General features: G+C 54.8%; 15 protein-coding genes. 8 read left to right on the forward strand and 7 right to left on the reverse strand.

Going from position 1 to position 15,527, the window contains the following annotated elements:
* Window positions 1–11: 11 nt before the first annotated feature.
* The 4 genes from NR302_RS18585 to mntP form a co-directional block, all read right to left on the reverse strand.
* Entirely contained in the window at window positions 12–1,874 is a 1,863-nt protein-coding gene (locus NR302_RS18585; RefSeq protein ID WP_258144155.1) for an ABC transporter ATP-binding protein, read from the reverse strand.
* Window positions 1,875–1,892: 18 nt separating this feature from the next.
* Window positions 1,893–2,858, reverse strand: a complete 966-nt coding sequence (gene dgcA / locus NR302_RS18590) for an N-acetyl-D-Glu racemase DgcA (RefSeq protein ID WP_258144156.1) — start codon at window positions 2,856–2,858, stop codon at window positions 1,893–1,895.
* A 2-nt stretch (window positions 2,859–2,860) separates the two neighbouring features.
* Window positions 2,861–3,868 carry an N-acetyltransferase DgcN gene (gene dgcN / locus NR302_RS18595; RefSeq protein WP_258144157.1) on the reverse strand — a complete coding sequence of 336 codons (1,008 nt, stop codon included), beginning with the start codon at window positions 3,866–3,868 and terminating at the stop codon, window positions 2,861–2,863.
* 478 nt (window positions 3,869–4,346) lie between these two features.
* A complete protein-coding gene (mntP, locus tag NR302_RS18600) occupies window positions 4,347–4,916 on the reverse strand; it encodes a manganese efflux pump MntP (protein ID WP_008106659.1) in 570 nt (189 codons plus the stop codon).
* Between the two features lie 284 nt (window positions 4,917–5,200).
* On the opposite strand from mntP, the gene NR302_RS18605 reads away from it, so the two are divergent.
* The 4 genes from NR302_RS18605 to NR302_RS18620 all read left to right on the forward strand — a co-directional run bounded on the left by NR302_RS18605 (window position 5,201) and on the right by NR302_RS18620 (window position 8,624).
* On the forward strand, window positions 5,201–5,440 hold the full coding sequence (locus NR302_RS18605; protein WP_007891898.1) for a DUF1158 domain-containing protein: 240 nt from the start codon (window positions 5,201–5,203) through the stop codon (window positions 5,438–5,440).
* Between the two features lie 534 nt (window positions 5,441–5,974).
* Complete coding sequence (gene mqo, locus NR302_RS18610; protein ID WP_061719828.1) at window positions 5,975–7,585, forward strand: malate dehydrogenase (quinone); 1,611 nt, start codon at window positions 5,975–5,977, stop codon at window positions 7,583–7,585.
* 257 nt (window positions 7,586–7,842) lie between these two features.
* Window positions 7,843–8,280 carry a DUF417 family protein gene (locus NR302_RS18615; RefSeq protein ID WP_154193920.1) on the forward strand — a complete coding sequence of 146 codons (438 nt, stop codon included), beginning with the start codon at window positions 7,843–7,845 and terminating at the stop codon, window positions 8,278–8,280.
* Window positions 8,281–8,318: 38 nt separating this feature from the next.
* Window positions 8,319–8,624, forward strand: a complete 306-nt coding sequence (locus NR302_RS18620) for a hypothetical protein (protein WP_008106651.1) — start codon at window positions 8,319–8,321, stop codon at window positions 8,622–8,624.
* Window positions 8,625–8,698: 74 nt separating this feature from the next.
* Here NR302_RS18620 and NR302_RS18625 read toward each other — a convergent pair whose 3' ends face one another.
* Window positions 8,699–9,286 carry a LysE family translocator gene (locus tag NR302_RS18625; RefSeq protein WP_154157301.1) on the reverse strand — a complete coding sequence of 196 codons (588 nt, stop codon included), beginning with the start codon at window positions 9,284–9,286 and terminating at the stop codon, window positions 8,699–8,701.
* A gap of 136 nt (window positions 9,287–9,422) precedes the next feature.
* On the opposite strand from NR302_RS18625, the gene NR302_RS18630 reads away from it, so the two are divergent.
* Window positions 9,423–10,913: a PLP-dependent aminotransferase family protein gene (locus NR302_RS18630; RefSeq protein ID WP_008106646.1), complete on the forward strand. Its 1,491-nt coding sequence runs from the start codon at window positions 9,423–9,425 to the stop codon at window positions 10,911–10,913.
* Here the strand turns inward: NR302_RS18630 and NR302_RS18635 are convergent.
* Window positions 10,880–11,503, reverse strand: coding sequence for a glutathione S-transferase family protein (locus NR302_RS18635; RefSeq protein WP_008106644.1), 624 nt, complete (start codon window positions 11,501–11,503; stop codon window positions 10,880–10,882). The two genes, NR302_RS18630 and NR302_RS18635, sit on opposite strands and share 34 nt — an antisense overlap.
* A gap of 113 nt (window positions 11,504–11,616) precedes the next feature.
* Between NR302_RS18635 and NR302_RS18640 the strand changes: the two genes are divergently transcribed.
* Window positions 11,617–12,465, forward strand: coding sequence for a PhzF family phenazine biosynthesis protein (locus tag NR302_RS18640; RefSeq protein WP_258144158.1), 849 nt, complete (start codon window positions 11,617–11,619; stop codon window positions 12,463–12,465).
* Window positions 12,466–12,535: 70 nt separating this feature from the next.
* Here NR302_RS18640 and NR302_RS18645 read toward each other — a convergent pair whose 3' ends face one another.
* On the reverse strand, window positions 12,536–13,294 hold the full coding sequence (locus NR302_RS18645) for an SDR family NAD(P)-dependent oxidoreductase (RefSeq protein WP_061719832.1): 759 nt from the start codon (window positions 13,292–13,294) through the stop codon (window positions 12,536–12,538).
* Between the two features lie 115 nt (window positions 13,295–13,409).
* Here NR302_RS18645 and NR302_RS18650 point away from each other — a divergent pair, with 115 nt between their 5' ends.
* Entirely contained in the window at window positions 13,410–14,309 is a 900-nt protein-coding gene (locus NR302_RS18650; protein ID WP_036648956.1) for a LysR family transcriptional regulator, read from the forward strand.
* 45 nt (window positions 14,310–14,354) lie between these two features.
* On the forward strand, window positions 14,355–15,362 hold the full coding sequence (gene yhjD / locus NR302_RS18655; protein ID WP_154157305.1) for an inner membrane protein YhjD: 1,008 nt from the start codon (window positions 14,355–14,357) through the stop codon (window positions 15,360–15,362).
* Window positions 15,363–15,527: the final 165 nt, after the last annotated feature.

Below are 15,527 nucleotides of genomic sequence, written 5' to 3' on the forward strand. Positions count from 1 at the left end.
GGTATTGAGGGTTAGCGCGAAACAAAATCAGCGACCCAGTGTTGCGGAGCAACCTGGCGATAACGCGGTTTAACGACCGTTTCTCCCACCTTGCGCAGCGGCGAAGGAATTTCGCCGTCCTCGAAAGTGCGGGGTTGACGGTTCTGGGGATCGGCCACCGGCACCGAGGCCAGCAGACGTTGGGTATAAGGATGTTGCGGCTGGTTGAACACCGATTGACGCGGCCCCAGCTCAACAATCTGGCCGAGATACATCACTGCCACGCGATTAGCGATACGTTCCACCACCGCCATATCGTGCGAGATGAAAATCCACGCCACGCCGGTTTGCTGTTGCAGATCCATCATCAGGTTCACCACCTGCGCCTGAATCGACACGTCCAGCGCTGAGACGGCTTCATCGGCGATGATCACTTTGGGTTTCAGTGCCATGGCGCGCGCAATGGCGATACGCTGACGCTGGCCGCCGGAAAATTCATGTGGATAGCGCTGCGCGTGTTCCGGCAATAAGCCCACGCTTTTCAGCAACGCATCAACCTGCGGCGACGCTTCTTCCAGCGACTTCACCATGCCGTGCAGCAGCAGCGGTTCGGCAATGGTGAAACCGACGGTGAGACGCGGATTGAGCGAGGCGTAAGGGTCCTGAAACACCATCTGGATTTCACGGCGCAGCGGCTGGAACTGCGCCTCTTTCAGGTTGGCGATTTCATTGCCCTGGAAATGAATGCTGTCGGCGTCGCTGTTGATCAGCCGCATCAGCGCACGACCGGTGGTGGATTTACCGCAGCCGCTTTCGCCAACAATCGCCAGGGTTTCGCCCGGCCACAGGCTGAAATCGATCTGCTCTACCGCGTGCACCTGATGGGTGAGCGCCGAGAAAATTCCGCTGCGAATCGGGTAGTACACTTTCAGGCCGCGTACATCCAGCAGCGGCGTTTCGTCGTAGCGCGCGGTGCGCTGCTCGCTGTTATCGCTGGAATTACTGCCCAATAGCGGAAAGCGCTGCGGCCATGCGTGTTCGCGCATATCGCCGAGCTTCGGCACTGCGGCCAATAATGCTTTGGTGTAAGGATGCTGCGGCGCGTTGAAGATTTCAGTTACCGTGCCCTGCTCAACTACTTCGCCGCGCAGCATCACCACCACGCGATCGGCGATTTCTGCCACCACGCCCATGTCGTGGGTGATGAACAGCACCGCCATCTGCTTCTCGCGTTGCAGGTCACGCAGGATATGCAGAATGCGCGCCTGCACCGTGACATCCAGCGCGGTGGTCGGCTCATCGGCGATCAGCAGTTGCGGATCGCAGGCCAGCGCCTGCGCAATCATCACGCGCTGGCGCATGCCGCCCGACAGCGAATGCGGATAACTTTTCATTACGCGATCGACATCGGCGATGCGCACCTGGCGCAGTAATTCACGTGCGCGCGCGTCGGCCTGACTTTTGTCGCTAATCTGATGATCCCGCAGCGCTTCGGTCAGCTGATCGCCGACGCGCAACACTGGATTGAGCGAGGTCATCGGCTCCTGAAAAATCATTGCCATTTCGCGGCCACGCAAAGCACGGCGCTGGGTTTCATTCAGTGTGGCAAGCTGATGCGCGTTGCCCTGACGATCGCGGAACTGCATGCTGCCGCGATCGATACGCCCGGATGCGGCCAGCAAGCCCATTACCGCCAGCGAGGTGACCGATTTACCCGAGCCACTTTCACCGACCACGGCGACAATTTCGCCCTGATGAATGTTAAAACTGATGCCTTTCAGCGCCTGATTTTCGCCGCTGCGGCCGCGAAAACTGACGCTGAGATCCTGAATCGCGAGCACCGGTGCTGAACCGGCAACGCTGGCGGCGTTGGGTGTAAGTAAGGTGTCCGTCATCGTTGCTCCGCGTGCGGGTTAAAGCCAGATTTGGCCTTGAGCGTAAGAAAGGAAGGGCGAGCTATCGGCGGCCAGCCAGATTGGGCCATCGAGATCGATATGCTCAGCGGCAATCGCCACCGGCAGCGCTGCTTCCATCGCCAATGAAGAGCCAAGCATGCAGCCGACCATCAACCGCATATCGCGCTTCTGCGCCTCTTCCACCATCGCCAGCGCTTCGGTTAAACCGCCGCACTTATCCAGCTTGATGTTGATCATCTCGTAGCGATTGCGCAGCTGCGCGATGTCTTCACGTGTGTGGCAGCTCTCATCGGCACACACCGGAATCGGGTGCGCGAAGCGCTGCAACTCCTGATCCTGGCCCGCCGGAAGCGGCTGCTCGACCATCGCGATGTTAAAACTCGCCAGCGCGTTGAACAGGCTGGGCAAATCCACGCCCGACCAGGCTTCATTGGCATCAATGATTAAGGTGGCGCGCGGCGCTGCCTGTCGAATCGCGGCGACTTTTTCCAGAATCTCGTCGCGATTGAGTTTGATTTTCAGCAGGATGGCGCCGCGTGATACCGCATCGGCAGCGGCGGCGGCCATGTTCTCGATGGAATCGAGGCTAAGGGTTTCGGCGGTGATCACCGATGGCGGCTGACGACGCTCGCACTGTTGCCACAGCGTGTGCTTCGCCAGCGCGGCATCAAGTCGCCACAGCGCGCAGTCCAGCGCATTACGCGCTGAACCGGCAGACAAACGGCTTTGCAGATCGAGGCGGCTCAGGCCCGCTTCCATGTCGGCGCGCAGCGCTTCCAGTTCAGCGTTGACGCTTTCTGGCGTTTCATCGTAGCGCGGCGTGGGCGTACATTCGCCGCGGCCAATAAAGCCGTTCTGCTCCAGCGTCACGCGAATCACCGTGACCGCCGTGCGTGTGCCGCGCGAGATGGCAAACGGACGCGCCAGCGGCAGCTCCAGCACTTCAATCTGCATGCGCCGCATAATTAGCCTCGCTCCTGCAGCAGCGCGGCGATATCCGTAATGCCAAAACGCACCGGATCGGTGGCTGGCACGCCGAATTGTGCGCTGATTTCGGCGCAATAGGCGCGCGCTTCTTCTTCGCTGTAGTTTGAGGTGTTGATGGCGAAACCGGCCAGTTGCACCGCGTCGCTGGTAACGTGCGCCGCGCGCAGGTTGGCTTCGACGCAATCTTTCAGGCTGACCATCGGCTGATGCGGCAGATGACGCATATGCGGACGGCCCATTTCATGGCACATCACCAGCCAATGCGGCTGCGCACCGTGAATCAGGCCCATGCTGACGCCAGCGTAGGAAGGATGGAACAGCGAACCCTGGCCTTCAACTATATCCCAGTGATCGGCGTCATTGGCCGGTGACAGCGCTTCGACCGCACCGGCGATGAAGTCGGCAATCACTGCATCAATCGCGATACCTTCGCCCGCCACCAAAATACCGGTCTGACCGGTGGCGCGGAAATCGGCTTTCATGCCGCGTTCACGCATCGCGGCTTCCAGCGCCAGCGAGGTGTACATCTTGCCTACCGAGCAGTCGGTGCCGACAGTAAGTACACGCTTACCTGTGCGCTTCTTACCGCTGCCTACTTCCAGTTTTGGACGCATGTGGCGCAGGTCGAACAGCTCAACACCGAACTCTTTAGCCAACGCCACCAGCTCTGGCTCATCCACCAGACGATGGTGCAAACCGCTGGCAACGTTCATCCCGGCAGAGATGGCGCTTTTTACCGTGTCGAGCCAATGCGTGGGCAAGTAACCGCCGGCATTCGCGGTGCCGAGCACCAGCGTTTTAGCACCGCGCGCTTTGGCAGCGGCAATGTCGAGGACCTCGAGGCCCAGCGATACGGTGCAGCCCGGCAATTTGATTTCGCCAACGCACTGCTCTGGACGCCAGACGTGGATGCCGCGTGCGGTTTTAGCGGCCAGTGGATCGGTTACGTCGCCGAGGAAGAGTAAATAAGGTTGTGGGATCAGCATGATGTTTCTCGTTTCAGACGGTTTATAGGGCCTGAATTGACTATTTCATGCAGGAGATGGGGTGACGAATGCTTGTTTAGTTGCGGGGTATAACGTGCGGCTATAGCCAGATCGAAATCTGATGGCTGAAGGGTTTTATCAGCGAGTTAGGGTAAAAATGGGCGGGTTTACGGCTGGAGAGATAAGAAAACAGTTGATAACCACAGGTCGATCCCTGACCGCGATTATCGAGGGTATTCTGTTAGCGCTGGATTAATGCTGTGCGCCTGGCGGTACGTGCTTGAAGGTTTCAACGTAAGCGTTAAACACGTAGCGGAAAAAGCGTTTCATAAGGCACCTGGTTCAAAAATTGTTGAAGAAATACGCAAAAAGTATAGCCGCGGAGCGTTTTTACCGCAATTATTTTTGAAGTAGATCACAGAATTGGGGTTTGGTGCGGATGTGAAGAAGAGGTCGCCATGAATGGCGACCCTACAAATTAAAACCAGCCTAAATGCTCGCTTAAAATGGTGCAGCCAATGCTGATCAGCACTACGCCGCCCAGCACTTCGGCCCATTTGCCCATCACCGGACCGATAAAACGGCCCACCAGCACGCCGGTGGTCGCCATAATAGTGGTAGCGGCGCCAATGGTGATGGCGGTCATGATGATATTCACCTGCAGGAACGCCAGGCCAACACCCACTGCCAGCGCATCAAGACTGGTAGCGACAGCAGTTAACGCCAGCACCATAAAACCGTGACGCTGCGGCGCTTCGCAAGGCTCATCGGCGGTTTGACGGAAGCCCTCCATCATCATACGGCCGCCCAGCACGGTTAACAGCACGAACGCCACCCAGTGATCCCACGCCATGATGTAGCGGCTGGCCGCAAGACCAATTGCCCAGCCAATCAGCGGCGTTAACATCTCGATGACGCCAAAGATCAAACCGGTACGCAGCGCTTCTTTGAAATTTGGGCGATGCAGTGATGCGCCTTTGCCCAATGCTGCGGCAAAAGCGTCCATCGACATGCCAAAGGCCAAAATCAGGGTTGCGATAAATGTCATGGGTTTTCAATCAATGCTGCGGAACAGGCGCTAAAGCCGCTACTTCTCCGCATTTATTGTTCAGTAATGAAAAAGTGCGCGCAGTCTAACACGCAAAAACGGCAAAAAAAAGACAGTAAAATCAGGGATTTAAGTATAGCAAAGGCTATAACTCTTAACTTTCGCTATTTTTGACGCTAAGTGAATGGAATAGAAGAAATTTCTTAGAGCGATTCGGCGCGGGGATTGCACCGTAGCGCGGTTTTATGCGCTAATGCCCGCGCTAACTGATTTGGAAAATGACCATGAATAACCCATTCGAAACGCTGATCATCCCAGGCGGCATTCTGCTGCTGGGCTTTCTTTCTGCCCTGCTGCTGCCCGCGCCTTCATTTGGTATTGAGCTGGCAAAACAGCTGCAGGAAAGCCTGCATCTGATGGATGTTAATCAGCTGTATACCATCGTCTTTAGTTTGTGGTTTTTACTGCTGGGCGCGATTGAGTTTTTCGTGATTCGCTTCCTCTGGCGCCGCCGATCGCGCTGATCATTTTTCCGGCAAGGTGATGCATTTTTCTTCTGGCGGCACCCACGCCCAAGCTGAAATTCATCACCACAAAAATGTAACATTACTTTTACACGATATGGCGAAATATCGCGCAACATAAAATCCGCATAAATAATCAATTTAGTTAAAAGTCATAATTTTCAACACATTAAAATGTGACACGCCTCACTCACCGTTTTCAACCCCACCAAAAGCACTCACAATAGCGTAACAACTGCATTACTCTAACCGTCTGATTAAGAGATAAAAATCCCTTATGACCGCGGGGTTGAGCTGATTAATTCTTATGCTGAATCATTTCCGCCTTTAAAAAATAAACAAACGTTTAATTCCGATACGAGAATGTTATATTCGAATGCATATGCATAACGTGCAGTTAACCGTTATCGTCCCCATGACTTATACCTGAGTCTTAACCTTTGAGAGATAGCGCCACGCGCTCGAAAGAAGCGCGGCTATTTCGCCTGCGAACCTGTTGAGCTTCAGGTCAACAGAGAGAGGAGATGTCGCCTCATGAGTACTACTGCGGTAAATCTGGCGCTCGCCGCCGCTGGCATGGAAAGTGCAAACCTTCAGGAACGAAAAGACGTCGACGTACTGCTGATTGGCGCAGGCGTGATGAGTGCGACTTTGGGCGCATGGCTGCAAGATCTCGAGCCTGACTGGTCGATTGAGATGGTTGAACGTCTTGATGACGTGGCTGTTGAATCCTCTAATGGCTGGAACAACGCCGGAACCGGACACGCCGCGCTGGCGGAGCTCAACTATACGCCGCAGAAGGCGGATGGCAGCATCGACATCGCCAAAGCGGTGGCGATTAACGAATCGTTCCAGATTTCGCGCCAGTTCTGGGCCTATCACGTTCAGAAAGGCAACCTGCGCAATCCTAAAAGCTTTATCCACAGTACGCCGCACATGAGCTTCGTTTGGGGCGACGATAACGTTGAATTCCTGCGCAAGCGTTTCAATGCGTTGCAGAAAAGCACGCTGTTCCGTGGCATGAATTACTCTGAAGACCGCGATCAAATCACCGAGTGGATTCCGCTGGTGATGAACGGGCGTGACAGCAAGCAGAAAGTGGCGGCTACCTGGACCGAAATGGGCACCGACGTGAACTTCGGTGAAGTAACGCGTCAGCTGATTGCTTCTTTAGAGAAGAAAGCCAATTTCCGTCTGCGTCTGCGCCAGGAAGTGCGTGATATCAAACGCCTGAGCGACGGTCGCTGGCAGGTCACGCTGCATAATCTGGCCAGCGGTGAAAATCGCATGCTGACCACGCGCCAGCTGTTTATTGGTGCGGGCGGCGCGGCGTTGCCGCTGCTGCAGAAATCCGGCATTCCGGAAGTGAAAGGCTACGCCGGTTTCCCGGTGGGCGGTTCATTCCTGGTGACGGAAAATCCTGACGTCGTGAAACAGCACATGGCGAAGGTTTATGGCAAAGCCAGCGTCGGCGCACCGCCGATGTCGGTGCCGCACGTCGATACCCGCGTGCTGGATGGCAAGCAGGTGCTGCTGTTTGGGCCGTTTGCGACCTTCTCTACCAAATTCCTCAAGCAGGGTTCGCTGCTGGATATGTTCGGCGCGATGAACACCAGCAACCTCAAGCCGATGGTGCAGGTTGGCCTGAAGAGTTTCGACCTGGTGAAATATCTGGTTGATCAGGTTTTGCAAAGCGACAGCGATCGTATGGAAGCGTTGCGCGCTTACGTGCCGCAGGCGAAGCAGGAAGATTGGCGTTTAGTCACTGCCGGCCAGCGCGTGCAGATCATCAAGAACGATGCCGTTGAAGGCGGCGTGCTACGTCTTGGTACCGAAGTGGTGACCTCGGAAGATGGCTCGATTTCCGCCTTGCTGGGTGCTTCGCCGGGTGCTTCCACCGCCGCACCGATTATGCTTGAGCTGATGGCGAAAGCCTTCCCGGAACAGATGCGTTCACCGGAATGGCAGACCAAAATCCGCATGGTGATCCCATCGTGGGGCCGCAAGCTGAACGGCGACGTCGCATTGACCGAGAAAGTGCTGGCCGATACCAGCCGTGTGCTGCAACTCGATTACGAGCCGGTGATTACACCTGATGCCGCCAACGATGAAGCGCGCGAAACGGCGCACGTGGTGGGGAAGTAATAAGGTAGTTCTATCCTGGTCGCCATGAATGGCGACCCTACAAGGGGTGAGCGTCGCTCGCCCCTTATTCCTTTTTTCTATTCCCCCGTAATTAATGACATCGTTGATTATATTTAATGATTGCGTTAATTAAATGCTAAAAAACCTTTCCCTGTATAAAATTGATTTAACTGACTTCGCATACTCTCTATACGCGAATTGATGCAATCATATTAACCCGCATCAAATATCTCTTAATGTATAATGAGGTCATTGCGATGACAGTGAAAAATGATTATTTATCCTGCGCCATTCGTTTTCTCAATAAAAAAGATACCATCGCCCTGCGGTTATCTTTGATCGTTGTTTTCCTATTTTTTGGTATCGCCAAGTGGTTTGAATTTGAAGTGGAGGCGCTGACTCCGATAATTACCACAACATGGCTCAGTATTTTGAAGGACATGCTGGGACTGCATGGCACCAGCTACTTTCTTGGCGTAGTGGAATTAACCACCGTGGCGCTGCTGGTGCTGGGATTCAAAAATCCGATGGCGGGTGCCGCTGGCGCCACGTTGATCGTTTTAACGGGTGTGGTGACATTGAGCCTACTACCACAGCTTGGCACGATCGATAGTTTTATACTAAAAGATATTATGGTTGTAGCTATTGGTTTAACATTGCTTAAAAAAGATTTAATTCGCTGGCAGCAAGCTTAAGCTCACCTCCCAAACAATGAATTATTCAAAGAGATAATATGATCATGGAACAACAATTCTCTGAAGCTGATGAAGCTTATATGACAAAAAAAATACCTCAATATATAGATGCGTTGGTTGAGAAGATTAATGACAAAATTATTGAAACAGAAACGACTGCCAGCTGGGATTTTGTTTCGCGCGGCATTACCTTTAATGACCACTTCCCCGCTAATGCCGATTTTTTGACAATCAGCGTGGTTGAAACGCTTTTTCATAAACTCCACGCCGGAGATAAAGACTTAGCTGAATTAATGCTGACGATGATGGGTAAACAAGCAGGAATTGAGCTAAAACGGTGTTAATATTTTATCGCAATGAAAACGCTTTTAAACCCACGTTGCTGCGTAATAAGCAGCAACGTGGATAATGAATATGATTAACTCAACAATACCGCGTCGTACAACATCCAGCCCGTTGTCGCCACCAGCGATAGCGCCATTAAGCTGTTAAACGCCTGGCGCTTCCACGCGATTTGCAGATGATTGCGTAAACGATCGCCGAGCGCTGCCCAAATCAAAATGCACGGCAGATTCAGTGCCGCAAATCCCAGCAATACCGTCAGCACGCCGTTGCTGTTGGCGTACATCAGCGCCACGTTGGTGACCATCAGCCAGGCTTTGGGATTGACCGCTTGAAACAGGATGCCGCCCACCAGCGTCATCGGACGCGGACGTTCACGCAGTTGCGGCGCGCCGGCACGGAAAATCTTCCACGAAAGCCACAGCAGATAGCTACAACCAACCACCGTCAGCGGCAGGCGAATCGCACCCATCCAGTGCAGCAGCGCATCGAGCGCCACACTCGCCAGCAGCATCTGTATCGCACAGCCCAGCAGGATGCCAAACAGCATCGGCAGCGTGCGTTTAAAGCCAAAGTTAACGCCCGACGTCGCCAGCAACAGGTTGTTCGGGCCTGGCGTGATCGACATAACGGTGACGTAGCTGAAGAATGAGGGATCAAGCATGATGCGCTTCCTGAAGAATCAATGATGTCTTCATGCTAGTGCGAACGCTGCAATGGAAACAGAGACACAAAACCACTATTGTAATGGATACAGTTGTCTCAAAAATGAATTGTACCTATTGCGCGCGGAGGCTTTTGTGTCCCTTCCACTTTCATCTGGTCAAACGCTGTATCAGCAGCTGGTCGATAGCTTTGCCGAGTCGATTCATCAGGGCACGTTGAAGCCCGGTAAGCGGCTACCGGCGATACGTCGCGTGGCACAATCGCATCAGGTGAGTATCAATACCGTACTTAATGCCTGGCAAATTCTCGAAGATCGCGGCTTGATTGAATCGCGTCCGCAGTCGGGTTATTACGTGCGTGGCGTGCTGCCCGCCGTGACGCGCCCGGTAAAACCGCTGCCAGCAAAAATCAACGATCCTAGTGCGCAGAAGCTGGAGCTGATTGAGCAAGTGTTCGCGGCGCAAAATAATCCCGATTACACCAATATCTCGCTGGCCTGTCCGCAGGATGGCACCTTCTATCCGGCGGCGCGAATAGCGCGAATTACTGCGTCGATTTTGCGCCAGAATCCCGACATTATCGGACGCTATGCGCTTCCGCCTGGTAGTGAGCGCTTACGGGAGGAGATTGCGCGTCGCGCCCTGCACAACGGCATCAACCTGCCGCCGCAGGCGATCACGCTGACGCATGGCTGTATGGAAGCGCTCCAGTTGGCGCTGCGTGCGGTGACCAAACCCGGCGATTGCATTGGTTTAGAGTCGCCAACCTATTTCTTCCTGTTCCCGCTGCTGGCGTCGCTGGGTTTGAAGGCGCTGGAAATTCCCACCGATCCGCAGCAGGGACTGTCGCTGGATGCGCTGGAGATGTTGTTACAGGAGAAGCGGATTCAGGCGGTGATCGCCATGCCGGGCGCGCAGAACCCGTTGGGATACGTGATGCCGCTGGAGAACAAAAAGCGGCTGGCGAAGTTAGTGAATACTTACCACGTTCCACTGCTGGAGGATGGTTTGTATGACGAATTGCAGTTTGAGTGGCCGCTGTCGCCGCCGGTTAAGGCGTTTGATAGCGATGGCTGGGTGATTTACTGCACCAGCTTTACCAAAACCGTGGCGCCCGATTTCCGCGTCGGCTGGACTGCCGCCGGGCGTTTTCATGACGCCATCGCTCACCTCAAAGCGGTTTCGTCGATGGCGGAATCACGCTTGCTGAGTGAAACCCTGGCCGAATTCCTTGCCAGCGGCGGCTACGATCATCATCTGCGCACGCTGCGTCGGCGCTATGCCGCCAATCTGGATGCGGCGCGCGGTATCCTGGCCCGCCACTTTCCGCAGGGCACGCGCGCTACCCTGCCGCGCGGCGGGTTTGTTTTTTGGGTCGAACTGCCGGGAAATATCGATACCGTGGAGATGTTCCATCGTCTGCTGCAGGAGCAAATCTGTGTGACGCCAGGCGCGCTCTACTCGCTGAGCGATCGTTATAAACACGCCTTGCGTCTCTCCTGCTGCTATCCGTTCGATGAGCGTTATACGTGGGCATTGCAGCGTACCGGCGCGCTGGCCTGCGAGATGACAGGTCTGGCGCCGGGACAGGATCAGGGTTTGCCGTTGCGGCCCCAGGTGGTGTAAGGCTCGCGCTCGGTCAGACGCTCGTAATAGGTCTGGACCGCCGGGAAGTTAGGATGCTCCAGCGGGGTTTCAAACCAGCGATTCACCGCCAGACCAACCGGAATATCTGCCAGCGAGAAGTTGCGGCCTGCGACGTAGCGCCCGGTTTTCTCCAGATGCTGGTTGAGAATGTTCATGGTGTGCGTCCAGCCTTTAACGGCCGCCGCCAGCAAACGGGGATCCTGATGCGCTGGCGAGTTGCGCACCAGTGACATAAACGCGTAGCGCCATGAGGTATTGAGTTCGGTGGCTTGCCAATCCATCCACTGATCGACCGGCGCGCGTGCGCGTGGATTGTCAGGATAGAGCCATTCGCCGCCATTGCTGTTGGCGAGATAGCGCAGAATGGTGTTGGATTCCCACAGCACGAAGTCGTCCTCAATAATTACCGGGACCATGGCGTTGGGATTGAGCGCCATAAACTCTGGCGAGTGCAGCGATTGCGGATCATCGCCCCAGGGTTCTAATTCGTACGCAATATCGAGTTCTGCGCATAGCCACAGAACTTTTCGCACGTTAATTGAAGAAGTACGGCCAAGAACTTTTAACATTGCGGACTCCGATTCCAGAATTCTTAATCTATTCATAGCCCTGTTGCTGGCCTTTCGCAATCAGCAGGATGTAAATCCCGATTTCAGACAACCTCAACGAGGAAGGAGTGACAATGAAGGTCGCATTTAAACAGGTGGATGTGTTTACCTCATCGGCGTTTAAAGGTAATCCGCTGGCGGTGATTATGGATGCACAGGGATTGAGTGACGCGCAGCTGACGGCGATTGCGCGCTGGACCAATCTGTCCGAAACCACCTTTGTGCTGCCGCCACAGGATGCGGCGGCAGATTACCGCGTGCGCATTTTTACCGTGGAAGGCGAACTGCCGTTTGCCGGACATCCGACGCTCGGCACGGCGCATGCGCTGCTGGAAGCGGGCTGGCCGCTGAAAACGCCGGGCAAAATCGTGCAGGAGTGCGGCGTAGGTCTGGTTGAGGTGAAAATCAGCGATGACGGCGCGCTGGCCTTTGCGGCACCCGCCGCAAACTTAACGCCCTTCAGCGATGCGCTGATGAGCAGCGCGCTGAACAGTGAAGCTTTCGATCTCAGCCAAACGTCGACCATCGTTGATATGGGCATTCGCTGGTTGCTGATTCCGATGAGTAGCGCGCAAGCGGTGCTGGATGTGGTGCCGTCAGCTGCCGATTTACACCGTTTACAGCAGCATGCCGAGGTGAACGGCACAGCGATTTTTGGTGCGTTACCGGCGGACGAAAACGAGCAGTATGAAGTGCGCGCATTGCTGGTTGAGAACGGCAGTTTGACCGAAGATCCCGTGACCGGCAGCGCCAACGCCTGTCTGGCACGTTACTTCGAGGCGAACCACCAAACGCGGGATTATCGGGCGCGTCAGGGCAGCGCGATTCAGCGTGAAGGTCGGATTCAGGTGAGTTTTACGGATAAGGCGATCTGGATTGGCGGCCAAACGGTGACGGTGATTGATGGGACGATTGATCTGTAAGGTTGCCATTTATGGCAACCTGGCTGGCATCGCTGTTTAACGAGGTCGCCATGAATGGCGACCCTACGGATTACAGGCCTTGGCCGCCGGATGCTTCGATGCGCTGCGCGGTGATCCAGCCGGTTTCATCGCTGAGGATCGCGCTGATGGCATCGCCGATATCATCCGGCAAGCCGACGCGGCCCAGCGCGGTCACCGAGGCGATATGATCGTTGAGATCTTTGGTATCACGCACGCGACCGCCGCCGAAGTCGGTTTCAATCGCGCCTGGCGCCAGAATGTTGACGCGGATATGGCGCTCGCCCAACTCTTTTGCCTGATAGCGAGTTAATACTTCCATCGCGCCTTTAATTGAGGCGTAAGTGCCTGAACCCGGCAGCGTCAAACGGGTTAAACCGCTGGAGATATTCAGGATGCGTCCACCATCAACGATCAGCGGCAGCAGTTTTTGCGTCAGGAAGAACGGCCCTTTGAAGTGCACATTCACCAGCGCGTCAAACTCATCTTCGGTGGTCTCGGCGAACAGCTTGTAGTGACCATGACCGGCGTTGTTCACTAAATAATCAAAGTTGTTACGCTGCCAGGTTTTCTGCAGCGCTTCTTTCACCTGCGCCACGAAGCCGTCGAACGTGCTGGTATCGCCCACATCCAGCTGCAGCGCCACCGCACGCGCACCCAGCGCTTCAATCTCTTGCACTACCGCCTGCGCTTCTTCCGCGTGACCGCGATAGGTAAACAGGATATCGGTGCCTTTGGCGGCCAGTTTCAGCGCCCCATTCTTGCCTAAACCGCGATTTCCGCCGGTAATCAATGCAATTTTATGACTCATGTTTCGCTCCAGTTGGAAAATTGAACACGTGTTAAGGATATTCGTGAATAATTGATCTATAAACGCAGAGGAATACGCAGCACTGTTTCACTAACAACAACAATCGGTGAACAACATGGATAAAATTCACGCAATGCAGGTTTTTGTGCGAGTGGCAGAAATGGGCAGTTTTACCCGTGCGGCAGAAAGTTTAGGTTTACCGAAAGGCAGCGTATCGCGCCAGCTGCAGGCGCTGGAGAATCAAATGGGGACGCGCCTGCTGCATCGCACCACGCGACGCGTGCATCTGACGCAAGACGGCCTGGTTTATTACGATCGCTGCCTCGATTTACTTTCGATGCTCGACGACATGGACAGCCTGTTCCAGCACGATCCCGGCACCTTAAGCGGCAAGCTGCGCGTGGATATGTCGGTGGCGATGGCAACCGGCTTTGTGCTGCCGCGCCTGCCAGAATTTTTGCAGCACTATCCCGGCCTGGAAATTGAGCTGAGCAGTAGCGATCGCCAGGTCGATGTGATTCGCGAAGGCTTTGACTGCGTGGTGCGCGTTGGCGAGCTGAAAGATTCCGGGCTGATTGCGCGGAAAATCGGTTCGCACGCCTTGATCAACTGCGCCAGCCCCGGCTACCTTTCCCGCTTCGGCATGCCGGTGCGGCTGGAAGATCTGTCACAACACGCGATGGTGCATTACACCCAGCAGCTTGGACAACCTTCGCTGGGCTTTGAATATTTTGATGGTAAACAGTGTCATTACGTTCAAACCGGCGGCGTAGTGACGGTAAACAGCACCGAAACCTATCGCGCGGCGTGCATGGCCGGGCTCGGCATTATTCAGGTGCCGGCGATTGGCGTGCAGCCGCTGCTGGAGTCAGGACAACTGGTTGAAGTACTGCATCACTTCCCGGCGAAACCGATGCCGATCTCGCTGCTTTACCCGCATCGCCGTAACGTGGCGCGTCGCGTACGCGTGTTTATGGAGTGGTTAAGCCACGTCTTGCAGGAGTACGTCACATAAGGCGCTATAATTGTATTTTCGCAGTGAACAGGATGACTATCGTCTATGACGGACAAAAAACCTATAGAGACAGCGGCCAAGGCAGAAGCCAAGCCGCTAATTGATATTAAAACCGGCAATAAAACCGTGGATGGCTCGATTCAAAATGTGTCGCGCTTCGCTGCCTGGTTTCAGGCGATTCCGGCAGTGGCGCATTTTATGCGCGCGCTGGAACGCTTTAACGATCGCCTTGGCAGCCAGTTTGGCGCGGCGATCACCTACTTCTCATTTCTTTCACTGATACCGATTTTGATGGTCTCCTTTGCGGCGGTCGGCTTTGTGCTGGCGTCGAATCAGGATTTGCTCACCGAGTTGATCAACAAAATCGTTAACAGCATCAGCGATCCGACGCTGGCAACCACGCTTAAGAATACGGTGAACACCGCGATTCAGCAGCGCGCCACAGTGGGGATAACCGGTTTGCTGCTGGCGCTCTACTCCGGCATTAACTGGATGGGCAATTTGCGTGAAGCGGTACGTGCGCAGTCGCGCGACGTGTGGGAACGCACGCCAGACGATCAGGAGAAACTCTGGAAGAAGTACGCACGCGATCTGCTTTCGCTGCTGGGTTTGATGTTTGCGCTGGTGATTACGCTGTCGCTGACCTCGATTGCCGGTGCGGCGCAGGCGGCGATCGTTAATGCGCTCGGGCTGGAAGACATTGAGTGGCTGCGCCCGGCGATGACGGTGATTGCGTTATCTATCTCCATCTTTGCTAACTATCTGCTGTTCCTGTGGATCTTCTGGATTCTGCCGCGCCACAAGCCTCGTAAAAAAGCACTGTTCCGTGGCACGCTGCTGGCGGCGATTGGTTTTGAGGTGATTAAGTTTGTGATGACGCTGACGCTGCCGAAGCTGGCGACTTCTCCATCGGGTGCCGCTTTTGGTTCGGTGCTCGGCTTGATGGCGTTCTTCTACTTCTTTGCGCGTTTGACGCTGTTCTGCGCCGCATGGATCGCCACCGCTAAATACAAAGATGATAAAGAGATGCCGCAGCCGCATCAGGCTAAATAAGCCGACGAAGTTGTTACAATTGCCGTACTAGCTAAAAATGTTTCCTGCTGGCTACTTTTTCAGCAAAAACCAGCAGGAAACGCTAAAGGGTCACTTTAATTTGGCCCTTTTGCAGAGATTCCCGCCAAAAAAATGACACTTCCCGTTCCCATCCGCCACTGATTG

The organism is Pantoea sp. SOD02 (assembly GCF_024707505.1).
Taxonomy (GTDB): domain Bacteria; phylum Pseudomonadota; class Gammaproteobacteria; order Enterobacterales; family Enterobacteriaceae; genus Pantoea; species Pantoea symbiotica.

Coding starts and splice junctions, on each gene's coding strand:
- NR302_RS18585 (WP_258144155.1), bottom strand. CDS start 1,874: ATGACGGACACCTTACTTACACCCAACGCCGCCAGCGTTGCCGGTTCA.
- dgcA (WP_258144156.1), bottom strand. CDS start 2,858: ATGCGGCGCATGCAGATTGAAGTGCTGGAGCTGCCGCTGGCGCGTCCG.
- dgcN (WP_258144157.1), bottom strand. CDS start 3,868: ATGCTGATCCCACAACCTTATTTACTCTTCCTCGGCGACGTAACCGAT.
- mntP (WP_008106659.1), bottom strand. CDS start 4,916: ATGACATTTATCGCAACCCTGATTTTGGCCTTTGGCATGTCGATGGAC.
- NR302_RS18605 (WP_007891898.1), top strand. CDS start 5,201: ATGAATAACCCATTCGAAACGCTGATCATCCCAGGCGGCATTCTGCTG.
- mqo (WP_061719828.1), top strand. CDS start 5,975: ATGAGTACTACTGCGGTAAATCTGGCGCTCGCCGCCGCTGGCATGGAA.
- NR302_RS18615 (WP_154193920.1), top strand. CDS start 7,843: ATGACAGTGAAAAATGATTATTTATCCTGCGCCATTCGTTTTCTCAAT.
- NR302_RS18620 (WP_008106651.1), top strand. CDS start 8,319: ATGATCATGGAACAACAATTCTCTGAAGCTGATGAAGCTTATATGACA.
- NR302_RS18625 (WP_154157301.1), bottom strand. CDS start 9,286: ATGCTTGATCCCTCATTCTTCAGCTACGTCACCGTTATGTCGATCACG.
- NR302_RS18635 (WP_008106644.1), bottom strand. CDS start 11,503: ATGTTAAAAGTTCTTGGCCGTACTTCTTCAATTAACGTGCGAAAAGTT.
- NR302_RS18640 (WP_258144158.1), top strand. CDS start 11,617: ATGAAGGTCGCATTTAAACAGGTGGATGTGTTTACCTCATCGGCGTTT.
- NR302_RS18645 (WP_061719832.1), bottom strand. CDS start 13,294: ATGAGTCATAAAATTGCATTGATTACCGGCGGAAATCGCGGTTTAGGC.
- NR302_RS18650 (WP_036648956.1), top strand. CDS start 13,410: ATGGATAAAATTCACGCAATGCAGGTTTTTGTGCGAGTGGCAGAAATG.
- yhjD (WP_154157305.1), top strand. CDS start 14,355: ATGACGGACAAAAAACCTATAGAGACAGCGGCCAAGGCAGAAGCCAAG.